Source organism: Ureibacillus sp. FSL W8-0352 (genome assembly GCF_038004345.1).
GTDB lineage: Bacteria > Bacillota > Bacilli > Bacillales_A > Planococcaceae > Ureibacillus > Ureibacillus thermosphaericus.
The window spans coordinates 2,351,103-2,371,570 of the sequence record NZ_JBBOQT010000001.1; the positions used below are offsets into that span (position 1 = coordinate 2,351,103).

Consider the following 20,468-nt stretch of genomic DNA (forward strand, 5'->3'; position numbering starts at 1 on the left):
GACACATAATAGTTAGCCACATTTACAATAATTGTAACATATCCCTCCACTGGAAACCCTTATACTTTGTTACCAATTTATGTGACCCGTTTATAGATACGAAGATTCTATCAAAATGGTTTCAAAATTTTTTAAGTTTTTCTTTAATTCTACCTAATGGGTGATAAATAATATGTTGACTCCTGTCGTCGAATCGTTTTTTATGAAACTTCTTTATTGATAATTCGTACATATTCAAAAAAGGCTTTTTGAAAAGGAGGAAGTTTAGCATGATCGATAAATTTTTCAAGTCCATCATGGGGGGAAAACGTCATTCTTCTTCCAACTATAGAAAATTCACAAAAAGGCATAACTTTTACGGACATCATTATTACAAACGTGGACATAAAAGCAGTGGTATTTTTCGTTCCGGTAGCTTCTTCAGTTCAAGAAGTTTCTTCAGCAGTTAAACGATGATTCGATATTTTCTTGAAAACAAGTACCATCGAATATTTAAAAGGTATATAGATGAAAAGACAAATTATTGTTTTTCTGAGGTACTTGGTACTGGTACTTATGGTATAGCATATTTAATCATAGAAAAGCGGACCGGAAAAAAATATGTCCTGAAACGTCTAATAACGAAATATCGACATTCTAAGAAATTACGTCAAAGATTTCAAAAGGAAATCCAAATTCTTAAAGAATTGAATTTTCCCTTTGTCCCTTCCGTCATTGTTGAAAATGAAGTTGAAAATATCCCTTTTTTCGTGATGGATTATATGGAAGGCCGCACTTTTGAGCAAACAATCTTTGAAGAAGGTAATGTTTATTCTTTACCTGAATCCCTTCATATTTTAAAAATACTTCTAGAAATGGTCGTCCAAATTCATCATAAAGGTATTGTGCACCGCGACTTAAGAATCCCTAACGTATTAGTCCATCAAGGAAAGCTCTCTATTATTGATTTTGGATTAGCTACTTATTTAAACCCGAAGCAAAAGATTGAGGAAGTTAAAAATCCAAAAAAGGCTGCAAATCATTGTAGTGATCTTTATTTTCTCGGTCATTTTCTACTCTTTTTACTTTACTCATCCTATACTCCTACAGAAAGTAAAGAGAGAAGTTGGCAAGAAGAATTACAATTACCTGAAGAAGTAAAAAACTATATTGAACGTTTACTATTAATCCGGCCACCTTTCTCAAGCGCAGAGGAAGCATTACATTGCATCCCTAAAGTCTAATAATAGCCAATTTTTACAAGTATTTATTTCAACAGTAGGCTATTATTTTTTTAAGAGAAATCGAATCGAGTAGGAGGGAGTGATTAGCTCCCGTCCTCTCACACCACCGTACGTACGGTTCCGTATACGGCGGTTCAATTAAGATAATTGACGCAAGTTTTCATAACTTCCGTGAATAGCTGTTCTCTTTATGCCAGTGGTCACTCCACCCTCCAAGAGGTCTCCCACGGGATTCACCGCTTCCTTCCTCAAGTGAGGTACTATGTTTTCTGTGTTCATCATGACTCACTGAATGCCAAGGGCTATTCTCTCTTAATTGTTCGGTCCTTCTTAGTAGTTCTAAACCAACTAATACTATGACCTCTGCTGACTTCTGACGGTTCAGCTACTTATCACTAAGTAGGTTATGAAGCGAACTTCACCTATCCGCCAGACCTCCCCGGGTAAGTACATGCACTTTCACACCATCTATCCGCCTCATTTACTCGATATGACCTTCGACAGAAAGAGCTTTGTTTTGTTTCGCAAACTCACTCAATCATACCTAGCCTTATATGAGGTTCGTGTTCCTCGGACCGGTGTTTTGCCTCCAGCTTCCTTCAGATTCCGCGTCACCACGGACACCCTTGCTCTTGGCTAACCTCTACTTCTGTCTTCGGGGTTCGGGACTTACACCCTATAGTTCATGTACATGCCGGGCGCACAAAAATTAAGTCGCTTCATTGAAGAAGCGACTTATTAATCGTTGACTATATTCAAAACCATTTTAACTTATTTGCAGAAAATATATTAGAAACTTGCTCCATTAATTGCAACATGTTGACTCACCGCTTCAAATTCCCGTCCATTCCAATTTAAAACGTTCTCAACGTATCCTAAACCATCTGCATGATATCTCCCGGCGATTTTTTCCATTGTTAATAATGAATACTTCCCATCCCCCGTTAGATCAATTGGATATATCCCACTAGCAGAATCTACCCAACCTTGAATAGGTTCCTTTAGCTTTCCATTGGAATCATATATTTCATGTAAATACTCTTTTCCTTTATAACGAATATTTAATAGATAACGTATGTTAGGATTCCTGCTCGTTACCATTACTTCTGCATTGTCTTTATAGTTTACTTCATACTGCCGTTCTTCATTAAACTTAATAGAATCAAAAATTTTCCCTAACTTGCCATGTAAAAACGAAAATACGTAAGCAAAGACTATCGCTCCGCTTCCACCGGATTGAACAGTTACCAGAATATCATTTACCTGATCACCAGTTAAATCTCCCGTCCAAATCGTTGGATTATATCCTGCTACATCTTTTAAATGATATACGGATATTTCATGGGTGAAACCATTTTGAACAACTAGACTCATATTGCTTAAATAAGGACTATCGTCGAGTTTTGAGGCTATCAGAAAAATTCCATCAAGCACTCCATCACCGGTAACGTCACTCAATTGATAAGCTACTACAGAGGGGCCTTTTGATTGGTCAAAGGGGGGCATTAAGCTAGGCAAGATGTCAAACTGATGTGGTTGCCAATATGGATACATGTTGTTCCTCCTAACGAGTAAAATACCGTTACCCCATTATATATGTGAATAATGAGTGATTGGTTCTTTCATAAATAAAAAAACCTGAGAATTGCCTCAGGTTAAGCTCCCTTTTCTTTTTAGCCACATCCAACAAGTGATGATTATTACGATAAACCCAAAATATCCCATAATGGAATACACAGTTTTCACAATGGTAGTAAACCCGATAAAGCTTGCAAAAAATGCAATGAAGGCGGAAACAATGAGAAAATATTTATACGTTTTGGACTTTGGTGATACAAATCGAATGACAAAAGAATAAAGTACACCGACTGCTGTACTATAAATCATTATAATTAAAGTAATAGCCATCAGCACACCAATAATTGGATGTATATTTAAGGCAATCACTAATGTTGGCATCGGCTTCCCAAAAATCACATCCATTTTTGCCATTAGCGCCACATAAACTAATAGAATCAACATGCCCATTAATAATCCACCAATAATTCCACCCATTCCTGCCTCTCTTCTACTGTTCACAGTACTCCCCATTACCGCAAGCATTGGCAACCCTACCGCTAAATTATACGAAACATATAAAAGTGCTGCTAATAGCCAATGTCCTGTTGATAATTGATTTGCCATTTCCACATGTTCATTGAAACTACCATCCATCGTTAAAATTGAAGCAATCACTAGTATGAAAATCACGATGATTAAATAGGGGATTGCTAGGGCAAGTATACTTATAATTTTTTCTACATTGAGCATCAGTGTGAAAATTGTGAATATCATCATAAAGAAACTACCAATAAAACCATTTATTCCAAATAGCACTTCAAAAGCACTCGCTGCCCCTGCAAACATAGCAACCGTAATACAAAAAGAAAACACCGTTATGAGACAATCGATGATCGAGCCGAATGTTGAACCTGCAATAAAAAGCACGACTTCTTTATGGGATGTTGTTTTCAAAGAATATCCTAATGTTGCTATATTCATTCCTAAAAAAGAAAATAGTACACTAGCAACGAAAACCCCAAACAGTCCATACCAACCGTAGGAGATAAAAAATTGGAATATCTCTTGTCCAGATGCGAAGCCTCCCCCAATCATTAAACCGACAAATGCTCCCCCGATTTTTAAACTATTTCTCACCATTTCCCCCATTTCTCTAACTCAATAATCGTTTGGAATGCTCGTATTCAATTGTAAACATTCGAGGAAACTGTATATTTATCAATAATCTTTCGATTAGGCTCGTACCCAATTCCAACAGTTTGCGGCACTTGGATAGTTCCATCTTTCACTACAACTTCGGGATTTATGATATCTTCCTCAAAATAATGGCTTGACCCTGCAGTATCTCCAGGTAAAACAAAATTTGATAATGATGTTAAAGCGATATTATGTGCTCGGCCAATTCCTGCCTCGAGCATTCCACCACACCAAACCGGTATGCCCTTTGATTGGCAATAATCATGAATTTTGATTGCTTCAGACAAACCTCCAACTCGTCCAATTTTGATATTTATAACACCACAACTCCCCAATTCAATTGCCTTTCGTGCATCTTCAAGGGATATAATACTTTCATCTAAACATATAGGTGTCTTCAAATGCTTTTGAAGTGTCGCATGATCCACAATATCGTCATAAGCTAACGGCTGTTCAATCATCATCAAATTATACTCATCCAACTGTTTTAATAAGTCGATATCGCTTAAAGTATATGCTGAATTCGCATCTGCCATCATCGGAACATTTGGGAATGCTTCCCGCAGCTTTTTGATGACTTCCACATCCCATCCAGGCTTTATTTTGACTTTAATTCTTTTATATCCTTCTATAATGTACTTCCCGACCACTTCAATTTGCTTTTCGATTGTCGATTGAATACCGAGACTCACTCCTACATCTATTTTTTCTTTATTTCCTCCAAGGATTTTTGCTAAAGATTGATTAGACTGTTGTGCGTAAATATCCCAAATTGCCCCTTCAATCGATGCAATGGCCATTTTGTTTTTCCGTATGCCTGCAAACATTTTACTTACATCATTTGGATGATGGATGTTCTTTTGTAAAATCATTGGAATCAGAAAATCTTCTAGCATATGCCAACAAGTTTTTACGGTTTCTTCACTATACCACGGCGCTTCGAAAGCAACGCATTCACCAAATCCAACAATTCCTTCATCTGTGTAAACTTCCAACAATAAAAAAGATTTATCATGTAACGTGCCAAAGCTTGTTGTAAATGGATTTTTCATTGGCATTTTTACATAACGAACAATGACTTTATGAATTCTCATCATTAATTCTCCCTTATTAATACATATGTATTTCGTTTATACAAATTCATTAAAAAGTATTTTCTCATCACATTATCTCTGAATAATAATTTAAATAGGGACTATTAAATCCATAAAAATTCTTTACTACTTGAGAAACCGAAAATAGTTGTAGTTTTTCTTAAGAGTGAAGTAAAGAAAAAAGTTTAGTTCAATAATAGACTTTTATCTCTAATTTTTCTCGCTATAATTGTTTATTATTATCAAAAGATTGGCTAATTGTCCCTTCATATAAACTATTAAATGAATATGATGAAAACAAAAGGAGGTGAGAAATTTAATTATTGTAATGGGAAGTAAATTACCCTATGAATATAAATGTACGGCAACAATTATCCTTTTCAATTTGATGTAACAAACTTTGAATTGGATAAATCAAGGATACCCATTTCCTGTATTGTGAAAATGAACAAATACAGCCCTCTGCAGTAAATCAATTTGAACTCCCTATATAACGATGTAAAAATAAGAGCCTGAATTTGTTTCATTGAAAAGGATCTGTAAAGTTAAGTCGATGGTGAATAGATCCCTTCACAACAGGAATGGTTTGGACGCATATTGTATCCTAACTTCTTAGGTTGGCATGAGGGTGGAGTTTATAGCTTGATCATTGTTACCTCCATTTATTTAGTTGGGAACGTCTCTCCGAATTTGCATTCCCAGTAACCATTGTACACCCCTTATACGACGGCGAGTGGTGAGTGAGCACACATTTCTTCCACAAATCCCATTATCATTCATGGATGGCAAGTAGCCATCCTTTTTTTGTCATGTCTTTTTCCCTTTTACTATTTTATGTAAGTATTCTGAAACATTTGTGTTTCCTTGACTCAGTCTTTCGTAAAGGTTTAAATAGGAATAGACCTTTTTGCACTTTCAATTTCTGTAAATGTACCGTTACAATATCACTACTGCTATTTAAAAATAATTTTATAGATAAAAAATTCAAAGGGGATATTTATGCAATCAAAATCTCAAAAAGTTGCCTTTGCTCTATTACTTGGAAATATTTTTATTACCTTTGTTGGTATTAGCCTAGTTATCCCTGTCTTGCCTTCATTAATGAATGAATTATCCTTAAGCGGCACCGTAGTAGGAAACATGGTAGCTGCTTTTGCATTAGCTCAACTAATCGCTTCTCCCATTACAGGAAAATGGACGGATCAATACGGCCGGAAAATAATGATTATCATCGGTCTTTTTTTATTTAGTTTTTCAGAGTTGTTATTTGGTATTGCTAAGAGCCTTGAGATTCTTTTCCTATCAAGAATTTTAGGTGGAATTAGTGGCGCATGCATCATGCCTGCGATTACTGCATATATTGCGGATATCACATCTGAAAGCGAACGTCCGAAAGCCCTTGGATTTATGTCTGCCGCGATTAATACCGGATTTATTGTAGGGCCAGGTATAGGCGGATTTTTAGCGGAATTTGGAATTCGTGTACCATTCTTTGCTGCCAGTGTTTTGGGAGCATTAGTAGCCATTGCCTCCATTTTTATTTTGAAGGAGCCTGAACGTAGAGAGCATCCGAAAGTGTTCAAAGATGAAAAAGTTGGTTGGAAACGAATTTTTATTCCAATGTATCTTATTTCATTTATTATTATTTTCCTATCGACATTCAGTTTAGCTTCCTTCGAGTCATTATTTAGCCTATTTATTGATCATAAATTTGGATTTACACCAAAAGATATCGCCATAATCGTTACAGGCGGTGGTATTGTTGGAGCAGTTGTGCAAATTTTATTATTTGATGCATTAACAAAGCGGTTCGGAGAAATTAACGTTGTTCGAATTAGTTTAATTATGTCAGGCCTATTAGTGTTCGTTATGACAATTGTAAATTCTTACTGGACAATCATGTTAACTTGTTGGATTGTCTTTGTAGGCTTTGATTTAATTCGTCCAGGAATTACATCCTATCTTTCAAAAATTGCAGGAAATGAACAAGGTTTTGTAGGCGGCATGAATTCCATGTTTACAAGCATCGGAAATATCTTTGGCCCTATCATTGGTGGTATCTTATTTGATATGAATTATAATTATCCATACTACTTTGCAACAATCATATTAATTTTAAGTATTATCATTGCAATGTTTTGGAAAAACCAACTGAATTCTTATCATTAATCAAAATGGTTATCCAGTTTAACACAGTTTCTGGATAACCTTCTATTTTTACCCTCCATAAGTCTTTGGAAAAAAGTTTCAATCGAACGCTAATGCCTAATAAAAAGAGCAAATTATTATAATAGTATTGATAATTTAAATTCTTTCGATTAAAAAATCACATCTATCATATATAATGAATTTATAAGCAATTTTGCTAAAAAACACAATTTTTTTATGCTTCAGTACATTAAGGGGGATTTTTCAATGGTTAAAACAACAAAAGAAATTATAGAAATTACAGAAAAGCTTGGTGCTCATAACTACCACCCACTACCAATTGTGATTAGTGAAGCAGAAGGAGTATGGGTAAAAGATCCAGAAGGTAAAGAATATATGGATATGCTATCTGCTTATTCGGCTCTAAACCAAGGTCACCGTCATCCAAAAATTATTCAAGCATTAAAGGATCAAGCAGATCGAGTTACTTTAACTTCTCGTGCATTCCATAACGACCAACTTGGTCCATGGTATGAAAAAGTATGTAATATCACCGGAAAAAACATGGTTTTACCAATGAATACTGGTGCAGAAGCTGTGGAATCAGCGATTAAAGTTGCTCGCCGTTGGGCTTATGATGTGAAAGGCGTTGAAGAAAATAAAGCTGAAATCATCGGTTGCAATGGAAACTTCCATGGCCGCACTATGATTCCTGTCTCTCTTTCATCTGAGAAAGAATATCAACGCGGTTTTGGACCGTTAATTCCAGGAATTAAATTAATTCCATATGGAGATATCGAAGCTCTAAAAAATGCTATCACTCCAAACACGGCAGCTTTTATTTTTGAACCGATTCAAGGAGAAGCAGGGATCATTGTACCTCCTGAAGGATTCTTAAAAGAAGCAGCAAAACTTTGTAAAGAACATAATGTATTGTTTATTGCGGACGAAATACAAACTGGACTTGGCCGTACAGGAAAAATGTTCGCTTGCGAGTGGGAGAATATTGAGCCGGATGTTTATATTCTTGGAAAAGCACTCGGCGGGGGCGTAATGCCAATTTCTGCTGTGGTGGCAAACGATGATATTTTAGGGGTATTAAATCCTGGTTCTCATGGTTCTACTTTTGGTGGTAACCCACTAGCTTGTGCTGTTTCAATCGCTTCTCTTGAAGTCATCGAAGAAGAAAAATTAGTGGAACGTTCACTTGAGCTAGGACAATACTTTAAAGAAGAACTTTTAAAAATTTCATCACCTATTATTAAGGAAGTGCGAGGAAGAGGTTTATTCATAGGGGTTGAACTTTATGAACCTGCTCGCAAATATTGCGAACAATTAAAGGAAAAAGGTCTATTATGTAAAGAAACTCATGAATATGTAATTCGCTTTGCCCCACCATTAATCATTACGAAAGAACAAATTGATTGGGCACTTGAACGAATTAAAGAAGTTCTTGAGAATGCAGAAAGTGCAAATTAAGAGAATATATAATATGCACTAAATGCAATTCATTTATGGGCTGTTTAGAAAGTTAAAATTTCTAAACAGCCTTATTTATTGATTTTTTTATTCTCATTACATTATGATTCAATTAATATATAGCAAAACTATTCCTTATATTAAGAGAGGGATTAGAATGATTCAATCGCTTTATGTGTCAGGATACAGACCCCATGAATTATGTATATTTAAAGAAAAACATCCTGGCATTCAAATCATAAAAAAAGCCATTGAGAATGAATTGAGAAGTATGATTGAGGATGGATTAGAATGGGTCGTCGTCAGTGGACAACTCGGTATTGAAATATGGACTGCAGAAGTTGTCATTGAACTAAAAAATGAATTTCCTCAATTGAAATATTCCGTTATTACACCTTTTTTAGATATCGAGAAAAATTGGAATGAACAAAGACAACAACAATACGCTTACATTATTAGTCAAGCAGATTTTGTGACAAGTATAACAAAAAAACCATATGAAGCACCTTGGCAATTTGTTGAAAAAGATAAATTTATTATTCAAAATACCGATGCCCTATTACTTGTCTATGATGAAGAACATGAAGGATCTCCAAAATATTTAAAGCGACTGGTTGAGAAATACATGGAACGCAATCCATATGAGCTATTTGTGATTACGTCTTACGATTTGCAAATCATTGCAGAAGAATTAGAAAGAGCTGAATGGTGATTTTTTCAAATTTTTTTGAATTTCCTGTTGACAATTTAATTGATAATGATTATCATTATCGTAAATAGAAAATTTCCGAGCTGAACCCCCCCAAAATATATCTCGGGAACAATATTTTCCATTTTATTTTCTCCAAATTATGTCTATATCCCCCTATATATAGACATTTCTAGGCTGCAACTATTATGTTGCAGCCAAAATTCTATAATCAATACTATTTTTTTATTTGAAATACATATACTAATACAAAGGAGTTGTACAAAATGGAATATCGTATAGAAAAAGATACGTTAGGTGAAGTCCGTGTACCTGCAAATAAGATTTGGGGCGCTCAAACACAACGTAGTAAAGAAAACTTCCAAATTGGCGATGAAAAAATGCCAATAGAAGTCATTCGAGCATTTGCAATACTAAAAAAATCTGCAGCGATCGCCAATAAAAAATTAAATAAATTGCCACCAGCAAAAGCAGATGCCATAATTTCTGCAGCAGATGAAATTCTAGAAGGTAAATGGGATGACCAATTTCCACTAGTTGTTTGGCAAACAGGTAGCGGTACTCAATCTAACATGAACGTGAATGAAGTTATTGCTTACCGTGCAAATCAATTATTAATTGAACAAGGATCATCGGAGAAAGTTCATCCAAATGATGATGTCAACATGAGTCAAAGTTCGAACGATACATTCCCGACAGCATTACATATCGCTGCTGTTGAAATGGTAGAAGACTATTTGTTACCTCGATTACAACTTTTGAAAAATACATTAAAAGAAAAGTCAGAAGCTTTCAAAGATATTATTAAAATTGGTCGTACCCACTTACAAGACGCAACACCTTTAACACTTGGACAAGAAATTAGCGGCTGGTACTATATGCTAGAACGCTCAGAACAAATGATTAAACATAATACCGAGTATTTAAAGAGCTTAGCCATCGGTGGTACTGCAGTTGGTACTGGTATCAATGCTCATCCAAAATTCGGAGACATGGTGGCAGACGAAATTAGTAAAATAACAGGTAAACAATTTGTTTCCTCTGAAAATAAATTCCATGCATTAACAAGCCACGATGAAATTGTTGCTGCACATGGTGCTTTAAAAGCCTTAGCTGTAGACTTAATGAAAATTGCGAACGATGTTAGATGGCTTGCTAGCGGCCCTCGTAGTGGTATTGGTGAAATTATTATTCCTGCAAATGAGCCAGGAAGTTCGATTATGCCTGGTAAAGTAAATCCTACTCAATCTGAAGCTTTGACGATGGTTGTTACTCAGGTAATCGGTAACGATGCAACGATTGCTTTTGCTGCTAGTCAAGGAAACTTTGAATTGAACGTATTTAAACCTGTCATTATTTATAACTTCCTTCAATCAGCCCGACTTTTAGCTGATGCAATGAAATCCTTCAACGACAAATGTGCTATAGGCATTGAACCGAACCATGAAGTACTTGAGCGCAACTTAGAAAATTCTTTAATGCTTGTTACTGCATTAAATCCTTACATCGGTTATGAAAATGCAGCAAAAATAGCGAAAAAAGCACATGCGGAAGGCACTACTTTAAAAGAAGCTGCACTTTCTCTTGGCTTACTAACAGAAGAACAATTCGATGAATATGTAAATCCGAAAAAGATGATTTATCCAAATGCTTAAATTTCTAAATTTGTGTTTTCATCCCTTAACATACCCCTTAAAAAGAAATAACCGACGAGCAATTGGCTCGTCGGTTATTTCGTGCGCCCGGCATGTACATGAACTATAGGGTGTAAGTCCCGAACCCCGAAGACAGAAGTAGAGGTTAGCCAAGAGCAAGGGTGTCCGTGGTGACGCGGAATCTGAAGGAAGCTGGAGGCAAAACACCGGTCCGAGGAACACGAACCTCATATAAGGCTAGGTATGATTGAGTGAGTTTGCGAAACAAAACAAAGCTCTTTCTGTCGAAGGTCATATCGAGTAAATGAGGCGGATAGATGGTGTGAAAGTGCATGTACTTACCCGGGGAGGTCTGGCGGATAGGTGAAGTTCGCTTCATAACCTACTTAGTGATAAGTAGCTGAACCGTCAGAAGTCAGCAGAGGTCATAGTATTAGTTGGTTTAGAACTACTAAGAAGGACCGAACAATTAAGAGAGAATAGCCCTTGGCATTCAGTGAGTCATGATGAACACAGAAAACATAGTACCTCACTTGAGGAAGGAAGCGGTGAATCCCGTGGGAGTCCTCTTGGAGGGTGGAGTGACCACTGGCATAAAGAGAACAGCTATTCACGGAAGTTATGAAAACTTGCGTCAATCATCTTAATTGAACCGCCGTATACGGAACCGTACGTACGGTGGTGTGAGAGGACGGGAGCTAATCACTCCCTCCTACTCGATTTTTCTATATTACTCTTCTGCTGTTGTTGCATACATGGAATCTACTTTTTTTGGACCAATCATATTAAATATGATGTTTAACACAATCGCTGATAACGAACCGCAAACAATTCCATTAGACGTTAAAATGGATAAACTACCTGGCAATACTTCAAAAATATTTGGTACAAATGCAACACCTGCACCTAAAGCTACAGAAATTGCGACAATCATCGTGTTTTCTGGTGATTTCAAAATTTCAGGTGCAAGCATTGTAATACCTTGCGTCAATACCATTCCAAACATTGCAAGCATAGCACCACCTAGTACAGCTGTTGGAATAATTGTTGTTAGTGCTGCGATTTTTGGTAAAAAGCCTAAAGCAACGAGCATTACCCCAGTAATAATGATGACTTTTCGATCTTTTACCCCTGTCATTTTAATTAATCCAACATTTTGTGAAAACGTTGTATATGGAAATGCATTAAAGATTCCACCAATGATTGAAGCCAATCCTTCTGATCGATAGCCGCGTGCCAAATCACTTGCTGAAATTGACTTTTTCTCAATATCGCCTAATGCAAAATAAACACCACTCGATTCTACTAACGAAACCATCGCAACAAGCGTCATTGTAAGGATTGAAGCCAAGTCGAAGGTTGGCGTTCCAAAATAAAATGGTTGTACCATATGGAACCATCCTGCTTCTAATACAGGCGAAAAATCAACTTTCCCCATAAAAATACCTATAATTGTTCCGAACACTAAGCCTAATAATATGGAGATGGAACGAATAAAGCCTGTTGTAAATCTATAAATCAATAAGATCATTATGAGAGTAACTAACGCTAATGTAAGGTTGGAAGCCGAAGCAAAATCTGGTGCTCCCTGTCCTCCGCCCATGTTATTCATGGCAACTGGAACTAATGAAATTGCGATAATTGTAACAACAGAACCTGTCACAACAGGAGGGAAAAATTTTACTAACTTTCCGAATACTCCTGATATGAGAATAATAAGAAATCCAGAAGCAATAATAGCTCCATAAATCGCACCGATACCTTTACTCTGGCCAATTGAAATAATCGGAAATACCGCAGTAAATGTACATCCTAATACGACAGGCAAACCAATTCCGAAAGCTTTCCCCCTCATTACCTGTAACAAGGTAGCGACGCCACACATCATAATATCAATTGCCACTAAATACGTTAGCTGCTGCTCATCAAACCCTAATGAACTCCCAATAATTAACGGTACTAAAATAGCTCCAGCATACATCGCTAATAAATGCTGTATACCTAGGGTAATTGCTTTTCCATTCGTCATGAAATCATGTTCCTCCTCGAAATAATTAAACAATCAATTATTCAGCAAACTCGATTGTGTTATTTTTTAAAGATTTGATAATGGCTAAAGACTCTACACGAATACCTTGTTCTCGCAACGCTTTCCCACCATTTTGGAATCCTTTTTCAATCACAATGCCAACTCCAACGATTTTACACCCTGCTTGTTTAGCTATATCCAATAATCCTTTTACCGCCTCACCATTTGCTAAAAAATCATCGATGATTAACACATTATCGTCTGGGGATAAAAAGTCTTTTGAAACGGATATTTCGTTTGTTTCTTGTTTTGTAAATGAGTAAACTTGCGAAGTATATAAATTTTCAGATAAAGTTAAAGATTTTTTCTTGCGTGCAAATACTACCTCTGCACCAATAGTCAAACCTAACATCGTCGCAGGTGCGATACCGGAAGATTCAATTGTTAAAATTTTTGTAATCACTACATCCTTAAATCGATTCGCAAATTCTTCGCCAATTTCTCTCATTAAAAGCGGATCAATTTGATGATTTAAAAAAGAATCCACTTTTAGCACAGTGTCCGAAAGCACTTTCCCTTCTTGAGCTATTTTTTCTTTTAACAAATCCATTAAAAATTCGCCCTTTCATCATTTCTTTAATAAAAAAACTCGAAAGACCTTTCCTATGAGGAATAAGCCTTTCGAGTATATCGAAAGCACATAGACTTGTGCATATGTACTAACATCCGACAAATCTAGACAATCCCCTCATAGTCGACTTATTTACGGTAAGTCGGTAGAAACTTGCGAGCCATATTCCCGCGATTATATGAGTGTGGTATTTATTTATTTTTGAATGTTTATTATTATAAACACGTCATATGTCGAATGCAAGATATTTCTTAAAATAAACACATGTATTATTCGGAAATCGGTGAAATTTCAACTAACAAGCAGATAAATTGTTCGTATTTTCTGTTTTTTCTAAACTATCACAAAAAACTATTTCAACAGGCGGCCAATTACTTCTTTTACAGTTCCAAACGCTGCTCCTTCTTTGCCAAAGTAAGACATATTACGGCATGCAATAACTTTGACATTCTCACCGTTTTCGAGGGGATATTCTGCAATAACTCCTAATTTTTCAAGTTCTTGTACAGTACCTGTCTCAAACGTTTCTACTTTATGAATCAAACGTTCTTGATAAATTTCTCGAAATTCATCAAACGCTTTAGAACCTTGAATGATGATAATTTCTGGTGAAAATTCATTCAGCACTTTTTCAAACAACTGTTTTCCCGAGAGATATAGTAAATGATTTTCTTTTTTCATTTGCTTAAACTGTTTATAATCCTTTGCAAGAAGACAATTTACATTCGTCAAAACAACGTTTTCATTAAATTCTTTTTTCATCCATTGTGCAAAATTCAAGCTACCTTTATATTCCCGAGAAGCTGCAATGATTTCAAGTCCGTTTAATTGTTCAAACAATTCTCCATCAACGAGTGAATCAGCATACATTTTTATATCATTTAAATCAAAATAAGCTAGTGATTCCGGATATAAACCGACTAAAAATACTCTCGATTTATAAGGGTTCCCATCCACTTGAAATGGCCGATATTGAATATCGTCAGAATGCCCATCCACAACCCATTCGTATATTTTTCTGAAAAAACCCACGGAGACCGTCATTTTACTCATCCTTTACCAGTCTTTTGATCTTTTTCACTTGATTAGACAGAAAAACCCTTAAAACTTTCCATTTTTCCCATTATAACAACAGATTTAGCCTCTTATATATCCTTTTGTTGTTGGCTTACTTTTTCTCTACATCTAAATTACATTCCTCAAGCGGAATCAATTTTGTTTTGTGTTTCATCTTATACCCTAACCAAAAGATGATAAACAAAGGAATTCCGATGTACGAAACCGCAATTCCATACCAATCGATTGTTCCGATAAAAGCCGTATAATTTTGCCCAATAATGACGATTAAACATAAAGTTAATGCAAACAGTGACCCAAATGGATATAAAGGTGATTTGTAAGGTAAATCATTTAAGTCTCTTCCTTGTTTAATATATGCTTTTCGGAATCGATAATGGCTAATGGCAATACCAACCCAAGCAATAAAACCTGATAACCCAGATGCATTTAATAGCCACATATAAACTATTCCATCCCCAAAGAAGGAAGATAGAAAGGCTAAACAACCTACTGCAAGAGTTGCAAGTAAGGCATAAATTGGTACACCTCGACGATTTAGTTTGGCAAAAATCTTCGGAGCTTTTCCGTCTACAGCCAATTGCCATAACATACGTGAAGAAGCATATAAACCTGAATTCCCAGCTGAAAGCATAGCAGTTAAAATGATGGCATTCATCACAGAAGCAGCAAAGGCAATCCCTAATTTATCGAATACTAAAGTAAATGGTGATACCGCTACATCTTCTGATAATAGTCGTGGGTCTGTATAAGGAATTAATAATCCAATTGCAAGAATGGCTAATATATAGAATAGTAATATACGCCAAAATACCGAACGTACAGCTTTCGGTATATTTTTCCCAGGATCTTCAGTCTCTCCAGCTGTAATTCCTAACAATTCTGTTCCTTGGAAAGAAAATCCCGCAGCTAAAAAGATTCCGAATATCGCTAGAAAACCACCATTAAACGGAGCCTCATCTATAAAGAAATTTGTTAAACCGACTGGCTCTCCACCAATAATGCCAAAAATCATTAAGAAGGAAGTAATAATAAAGATGATCACTGTGGCTACTTTAATCATGGCAAACCAATATTCACTTTCGCCATACATATTGACTGATAATATGTTAAAAGTTAATACGACTACAATGAAAAGGATTGTCCACAAAGCTGATGAACTATTAGGGAACCAGAATTTCATAATTAAATTTACAGCTGAAATTTCTGCAGCAATTGTAATTGCCCAGTTGTACCAGTAGTTCCACCCCATTGCAAATCCAAAGGCAGGATCCACAAATTTTGTTGCATATGTACTAAATGAACCTGAAGAAGGCATGTAGGCAGCCATTTCCCCTAAACTTGTCATTAAAAAATAAACCATGAACCCGATTAAGGCATACGCTACTAAAGCTCCCCCTGGCCCTGCTTGGGCAACGGATGCTCCACTGGCTAGAAACAACCCTGTTCCAATGGTTCCTCCTAAACTAATCATTGTAATATGCCTACTTTTCAATCCTCGTCTCAGTTGTCTATCATTTTCAATCTCTTTTCCCATGGTAAATCTCCTTTTAACTCCAATTACTCTATTCTTACATTATTTCCTTATTGAAAAAATTTTTTTAGGTATTATTGAAAAAGCATTCTTCTACCAAAATTTACAATTGAAAGGTATTATTATTCTTGTATCTGTTCAAGAAGGCACTTTATTAATATAACACTATTTTGGTTATTTTGAATTATTGGAGGTCTTTTTTATGAAGATAGAACAAGAAAGTTCTGTTAAAAAACTCCATTTTACTTTTACAACCTTTATTTTTTTCATAGCCATCATGTTTTTCGCTACGACCGTAAGAACTCCGATAACGGGAGTTGGGTCTATCATCTCCTATATTCGAGAGGATTTAGGCATTTCCAATACTTTAGCAGGATTTTTAACGACGATTCCGCTTCTTACTTTTGCTATTGTTTCTCCCTTCGCACCAAAGATTTCACGTAAATTTAGCATGGAATATACCTTGTTCTACTCATTGATTCTTTTAACAATCGGAATTATTTTGAGATCAGCCGGAAATATCCCCTTACTTATTATCGGTACGATATTAATAGGTGTTGCTATTTCTTTTGCAAATGTATTGTTCCCGAGTTTTTTTAAAGCAAAATATCCATATCATGTCGGATTGTTAATGGGAATATATACTGTATCGATGAACATCTCAGCCGCAGCATCTCTCGCTTTTAGCCAACCTATTGCGGAACATGCTGGGTGGCAAGGTGCTCTTGGATGTACTGTTATTTTCGGTTTGCTTACAATGATTGCTTGGATTCCCATTCTGCGCAGTGAGCACGTTGAACAAGGCAAAACAGAAAAAGAGGCCAAATTGGGGAACAGAATTTGGAAATCCCCTCTCGCATGGGCAATTGCAATTGCGATGGGAATGCAGTCTTTATTGTTTTACTGCTCCACTGCTTGGATACCAGAAATCTTAGTATCACAAGGTTTCAGTTTAGATAAAGCTGGTTTAATGGCATCTGTTTTTCAGCTCTCACAAATGCCCATGACATTTTTTGTTCCAATACTAGCTGAAAAATTATCATCTCAGCAGCCAATTGTCTATTTCTTTACTCTATGCTATCTCATCGGTTTTAGTGGTCTATTATTCCAATGGACAGATGCCATACTCATCTGGATGATGCTTTTAGGACTTGCGGCAGGTGCTTCCTTTGGGCTTGTTTTAATGCTTTTTACATTGCGTACCAGAAACGCTTATGAAGCATCTGAAATTTCTGGATTTGCTCAGTCTTTTGGTTATTTAATTGCTGCAGTTGGCCCCGTTTTGTTCGGATTCATTCAAGAAATAACAGGTAGCTGGACAGTGCCGAATATTCTGTTTATTGCAACTTCTATAATTTTATTTATATTTTCCTTCATCAGTTCAAAAAAACGTTATATTTAACAAACACAAACATACGTACCCTTTTTTATGATACTATATAGGTTGAGAATTGCAGTAAGGGGTTAAGACTGTTGGCAAAGAGAACTAAAAAGAAAAATCGATTTACTCGTGCATTGTTTAGGCTTCTGCTTATATTCGTAGGTTGCATCGGGTGGTACTTTACAAGAACTTGGAAAGGTACACTGATTTCATTAGGAATTTTTTTATTCACTGCTTTCCTTATAAAATTATGGTGGAAAACAAGAGGCTTTTTTCGCCTTCGAAAAGCCGGTATTAAGCAAATAGATGAAATGACAGGCGAAGAATTTGAAGAGTTTTTAGGCATGCTTTTTAAAAAACGTGGCTTTAAGGTAACGTATACAAAGACCTCTGGTGATTATGGCGCTGACCTCATTTTACAGGACCGAGAAAATACGATTGCCGTTCAGGCGAAAAGATATGCCGGAAGTGTAGGTGTAAAAGCAGTCCAAGAAGTAATCGGTGCTTTAAAAATGTACGATGCAACAGAAGCTTGGGTTATTACAAACAGTTATTATACAAAACAAGCACAAAAATTAGCAGAATCAAACGATGTATATTTAATCGATCGCGATGAATTGATTGAAATCATTTTAGATTCAAAATAAAGAGAGTGCATCATCTTCTTGATGACGCACTCCTTTTCTTATAATGGAAATATAAAAGGAATAACAAACATCATCACAATAAGCATAATCAATTGTAACGGTATTCCGATTTTTAAAAAATCCGTAAATGTATAGCCTCCCACAGTTAACACTAATGAATTCGTTGGTGAAGCAATTGGTGTCGCAAAAGCCATTCCACTTGCAGCGGCAACTGCAATCATAAATGTATATGGGTTTGCATCCATCGTCAAAGCGGCATTCATTGCAATTGGAGCAAACAAAACAGCAGTAGCAGTATTACTAATAAATTGTCCGAATACAATGGTCAGTAGATAAACCCCTACTAATACACCAAAAGAGCCAAAACCACCTAATACATGTATAATGCCATCTGCTAACAGCGTCATTCCACCGGTTTTTTCTAACGCTGTCGCCATCGGTAACATTGCCGCTACTAATACGATACTCTCAAAATTCATTTGATCATAAGCATCATCTACATTCCGTAAACAACCAGTAATAATCATTAACACTGCTCCAATTAATACACAAATTACCGCATCGAACACTTCAAAAACCATTAATGCAACCATAAAGAGTAAAATGGCAGCTGCTATTTTGGCTTTTCCTGTTGCTGCAATGTGTCCAGCCATTTCTTTTGGTTGTCCAACTACTACTACATCTTGCGTTTCCTTGGATAAAAATTCAATCGCATCCCAAGTTCCTTGAACTAAAATTGCATCACCAAAACGAAGCCTTTGAGAAGCAATGTTCTCTGTGAAATATTCTCCTTTTCGATTAATTCCAATTATATTTACATCGTATTTTTCCCTAAATCCAATTTCACCAACTTTTTTTCCAATCAGTCTTGAATGAGGAGTTAATAATACTTCCGCTACACCAATATCTTTTGAAACTAATTCATTCGATTCCTCTCGATCAAATTCACGAACTACCAAACCACAATCTTTTACAAAGTGATATACATCTTCTTGCTCCCCTTGAACATATAATACATCTCGAGCATGGATAATAGATCTAGGCCCTGCTACCATTTGATGAGGATAGGAAAATACTTTTGGTCCTTCTGTATGTTTCAGTATTTTCATCACATATACATTGAATGTCGAAGGCAATTTCAATTCAGCAAGGCTCTTCCCTACAATTTTTGAATTCATTGGAACGTAAACTTTAAATAATTTATCGTTTAGATGATACTCTTCTACAATCTTCTCCGGAGACAACTGATAAGCGTTATTTGAACTAATTCCTTTGTTTTTATTTGGTAGCAGCTTATTTCGCACGAATACTAAATAAAGGATCACCACTACCGCTGCAATCATCCCAATTGGTGTAATGGCGAAAAAACCCAACTTGTCAAATCCATAATCCACAAGAGTCTGGCTAACAATCAAGTTTGGAGGTGATGCAATGAGCGTCATTAGGCCGGACATGCTGGCCATATAAGATAGTGGCAATAAATACTTAGATGGACTTACTTGAATACTTAATGCAATACTTACTACAATCGGCATCATTAATGCCACCGTACCTGTATTACTCATAAAAGCACCGACAACCGCAACAATGAGAAGAAGTAATACAAACAATTTTAATTCACTATTTCCAGACCACTTCAATAACAATCTTCCTGCCATACCACTTAATCCAGTTCGCATTAATCCTGTTCCGATTATAAATAACCCCGCAATCATGATGACAACTGAATTAGAAAACCCTTCCAACGCCTCTTGTGGTGTAAGGATTCCCAAAGTGACAAACGCAAGTAGCGCCATGATAGCAATTAAATCTCCCCGAAAACGATTTAATATAAACAGGAATATTGTTACTACTAAAAGGGTAAAGGTAATTATCAATTGCATAAGAATACTCCTTAATCACATACCGTACATTTTTATATTTAATCAACCACACAATAGTTCATTGTACTGCAATAAATATCTTTTTTCACTGGAATACAATAATTTTTCATTTAGATTTATTCATTATCAATTATTTTGTCATGTATAGAATCAATACAACCATTTTTAGATTCATTTTTTCTCTTTCACTTTTTTACTATGTTTTGTTACATTCAAGTAAT

Annotated in this window: 18 protein-coding genes and 1 riboswitch; of the genes, 8 read left to right on the top strand and 10 right to left on the bottom strand. The window is 35.9% G+C overall.

What is annotated here, in order from left to right:
- Positions 1–200: 200 nt before the first annotated feature.
- The gene (locus NST98_RS11890) at positions 201–386 is read right to left on the bottom strand and encodes a hypothetical protein (protein ID WP_340715203.1); all 186 of its coding nucleotides are present in this window, start codon (positions 384–386) and stop codon (positions 201–203) included.
- A 66-nt stretch (positions 387–452) separates the two neighbouring features.
- On the opposite strand from NST98_RS11890, the gene NST98_RS11895 reads away from it, so the two are divergent.
- The gene (locus NST98_RS11895; protein ID WP_096549882.1) at positions 453–1,223 is read left to right on the top strand and encodes a serine/threonine protein kinase; all 771 of its coding nucleotides are present in this window, start codon (positions 453–455) and stop codon (positions 1,221–1,223) included.
- Between the two features lie 138 nt (positions 1,224–1,361).
- Here the strand turns inward: NST98_RS11895 and NST98_RS11900 are convergent, their stop codons facing one another.
- The 4 genes from NST98_RS11900 to menC all read right to left on the bottom strand — a co-directional run bounded on the left by NST98_RS11900 (position 1,362) and on the right by menC (position 5,074).
- Entirely contained in the window at positions 1,362–1,505 is a 144-nt protein-coding gene (locus NST98_RS11900) for a hypothetical protein (RefSeq protein ID WP_340715204.1), read from the bottom strand.
- Between the two features lie 507 nt (positions 1,506–2,012).
- Entirely contained in the window at positions 2,013–2,777 is a 765-nt protein-coding gene (locus NST98_RS11905) for a VCBS repeat-containing protein (protein ID WP_340715205.1), read from the bottom strand.
- A gap of 96 nt (positions 2,778–2,873) precedes the next feature.
- Entirely contained in the window at positions 2,874–3,923 is a 1,050-nt protein-coding gene (locus NST98_RS11910; protein WP_232019886.1) for a YkvI family membrane protein, read from the bottom strand.
- 44 nt (positions 3,924–3,967) lie between these two features.
- Entirely contained in the window at positions 3,968–5,074 is a 1,107-nt protein-coding gene (gene menC, locus NST98_RS11915; RefSeq protein ID WP_340715738.1) for an o-succinylbenzoate synthase, read from the bottom strand.
- A 999-nt stretch (positions 5,075–6,073) separates the two neighbouring features.
- Between menC and NST98_RS11920 the strand changes: the two genes are divergently transcribed.
- From NST98_RS11920 to NST98_RS11940, 5 genes are all read left to right on the top strand, one after another.
- Entirely contained in the window at positions 6,074–7,243 is a 1,170-nt protein-coding gene (locus NST98_RS11920) for an MFS transporter (RefSeq protein ID WP_096549886.1), read from the top strand.
- A 246-nt stretch (positions 7,244–7,489) separates the two neighbouring features.
- Positions 7,490–8,701 (top strand): ornithine--oxo-acid transaminase, encoded by a 1,212-nt coding sequence (locus tag NST98_RS11925; RefSeq protein ID WP_340704785.1) that lies wholly within the window; start codon positions 7,490–7,492, stop codon positions 8,699–8,701.
- Positions 8,702–8,858: 157 nt separating this feature from the next.
- Complete coding sequence (locus tag NST98_RS11930) at positions 8,859–9,413, top strand: DUF1273 domain-containing protein (protein WP_340436310.1); 555 nt, start codon at positions 8,859–8,861, stop codon at positions 9,411–9,413.
- A gap of 263 nt (positions 9,414–9,676) precedes the next feature.
- Complete coding sequence (gene fumC / locus NST98_RS11935) at positions 9,677–11,065, top strand: class II fumarate hydratase (protein ID WP_340715206.1); 1,389 nt, start codon at positions 9,677–9,679, stop codon at positions 11,063–11,065.
- Between the two features lie 503 nt (positions 11,066–11,568).
- Positions 11,569–11,712: a hypothetical protein gene (locus NST98_RS11940; RefSeq protein ID WP_340714449.1), complete on the top strand. Its 144-nt coding sequence runs from the start codon at positions 11,569–11,571 to the stop codon at positions 11,710–11,712.
- Positions 11,713–11,795: 83 nt separating this feature from the next.
- Here the strand turns inward: NST98_RS11940 and NST98_RS11945 are convergent, their stop codons facing one another.
- From NST98_RS11945 to NST98_RS11960, 4 genes are all read right to left on the bottom strand, one after another.
- Positions 11,796–13,094 carry a nucleobase:cation symporter-2 family protein gene (locus tag NST98_RS11945; protein ID WP_096549891.1) on the bottom strand — a complete coding sequence of 433 codons (1,299 nt, stop codon included), beginning with the start codon at positions 13,092–13,094 and terminating at the stop codon, positions 11,796–11,798.
- A gap of 37 nt (positions 13,095–13,131) precedes the next feature.
- Positions 13,132–13,704 carry a xanthine phosphoribosyltransferase gene (locus NST98_RS11950; protein WP_096549892.1) on the bottom strand — a complete coding sequence of 191 codons (573 nt, stop codon included), beginning with the start codon at positions 13,702–13,704 and terminating at the stop codon, positions 13,132–13,134.
- A gap of 121 nt (positions 13,705–13,825) precedes the next feature.
- Positions 13,826–13,927, bottom strand: a riboswitch (purine riboswitch).
- Between the two features lie 149 nt (positions 13,928–14,076).
- Entirely contained in the window at positions 14,077–14,778 is a 702-nt protein-coding gene (locus NST98_RS11955) for a hypothetical protein (protein ID WP_340715207.1), read from the bottom strand.
- 115 nt (positions 14,779–14,893) lie between these two features.
- Complete coding sequence (locus NST98_RS11960; RefSeq protein WP_340715208.1) at positions 14,894–16,339, bottom strand: amino acid permease; 1,446 nt, start codon at positions 16,337–16,339, stop codon at positions 14,894–14,896.
- Positions 16,340–16,538: 199 nt separating this feature from the next.
- On the opposite strand from NST98_RS11960, the gene NST98_RS11965 reads away from it, so the two are divergent.
- Both NST98_RS11965 and NST98_RS11970 read left to right on the top strand, forming a co-directional pair.
- Positions 16,539–17,738, top strand: coding sequence for a CynX/NimT family MFS transporter (locus NST98_RS11965; protein ID WP_340715209.1), 1,200 nt, complete (start codon positions 16,539–16,541; stop codon positions 17,736–17,738).
- Positions 17,739–17,809: 71 nt separating this feature from the next.
- On the top strand, positions 17,810–18,364 hold the full coding sequence (locus NST98_RS11970; RefSeq protein WP_340715210.1) for a restriction endonuclease: 555 nt from the start codon (positions 17,810–17,812) through the stop codon (positions 18,362–18,364).
- Positions 18,365–18,402: 38 nt separating this feature from the next.
- Here NST98_RS11970 and NST98_RS11975 read toward each other — a convergent pair whose 3' ends face one another.
- Positions 18,403–20,247 carry an SLC13 family permease gene (locus tag NST98_RS11975; protein ID WP_168412479.1) on the bottom strand — a complete coding sequence of 615 codons (1,845 nt, stop codon included), beginning with the start codon at positions 20,245–20,247 and terminating at the stop codon, positions 18,403–18,405.
- Positions 20,248–20,468: the final 221 nt, after the last annotated feature.

Coding starts and splice junctions, on each gene's coding strand:
- NST98_RS11900 (WP_340715204.1), bottom strand. CDS start 1,505: ATGATGAACACAGAAAACATAGTACCTCACTTGAGGAAGGAAGCGGTG.
- NST98_RS11930 (WP_340436310.1), top strand. CDS start 8,859: ATGATTCAATCGCTTTATGTGTCAGGATACAGACCCCATGAATTATGT.
- NST98_RS11920 (WP_096549886.1), top strand. CDS start 6,074: ATGCAATCAAAATCTCAAAAAGTTGCCTTTGCTCTATTACTTGGAAAT.
- NST98_RS11955 (WP_340715207.1), bottom strand. CDS start 14,778: ATGAGTAAAATGACGGTCTCCGTGGGTTTTTTCAGAAAAATATACGAA.
- NST98_RS11950 (WP_096549892.1), bottom strand. CDS start 13,704: ATGGATTTGTTAAAAGAAAAAATAGCTCAAGAAGGGAAAGTGCTTTCG.
- NST98_RS11905 (WP_340715205.1), bottom strand. CDS start 2,777: ATGTATCCATATTGGCAACCACATCAGTTTGACATCTTGCCTAGCTTA.
- NST98_RS11890 (WP_340715203.1), bottom strand. CDS start 386: ATGTCCACGTTTGTAATAATGATGTCCGTAAAAGTTATGCCTTTTTGT.
- fumC (WP_340715206.1), top strand. CDS start 9,677: ATGGAATATCGTATAGAAAAAGATACGTTAGGTGAAGTCCGTGTACCT.
- NST98_RS11960 (WP_340715208.1), bottom strand. CDS start 16,339: ATGGGAAAAGAGATTGAAAATGATAGACAACTGAGACGAGGATTGAAA.
- NST98_RS11910 (WP_232019886.1), bottom strand. CDS start 3,923: ATGGTGAGAAATAGTTTAAAAATCGGGGGAGCATTTGTCGGTTTAATG.
- menC (WP_340715738.1), bottom strand. CDS start 5,074: ATGAGAATTCATAAAGTCATTGTTCGTTATGTAAAAATGCCAATGAAA.
- NST98_RS11895 (WP_096549882.1), top strand. CDS start 453: ATGATTCGATATTTTCTTGAAAACAAGTACCATCGAATATTTAAAAGG.
- NST98_RS11965 (WP_340715209.1), top strand. CDS start 16,539: ATGAAGATAGAACAAGAAAGTTCTGTTAAAAAACTCCATTTTACTTTT.
- NST98_RS11975 (WP_168412479.1), bottom strand. CDS start 20,247: ATGCAATTGATAATTACCTTTACCCTTTTAGTAGTAACAATATTCCTG.
- NST98_RS11925 (WP_340704785.1), top strand. CDS start 7,490: ATGGTTAAAACAACAAAAGAAATTATAGAAATTACAGAAAAGCTTGGT.
- NST98_RS11945 (WP_096549891.1), bottom strand. CDS start 13,094: ATGACGAATGGAAAAGCAATTACCCTAGGTATACAGCATTTATTAGCG.
- NST98_RS11940 (WP_340714449.1), top strand. CDS start 11,569: ATGATGAACACAGAAAACATAGTACCTCACTTGAGGAAGGAAGCGGTG.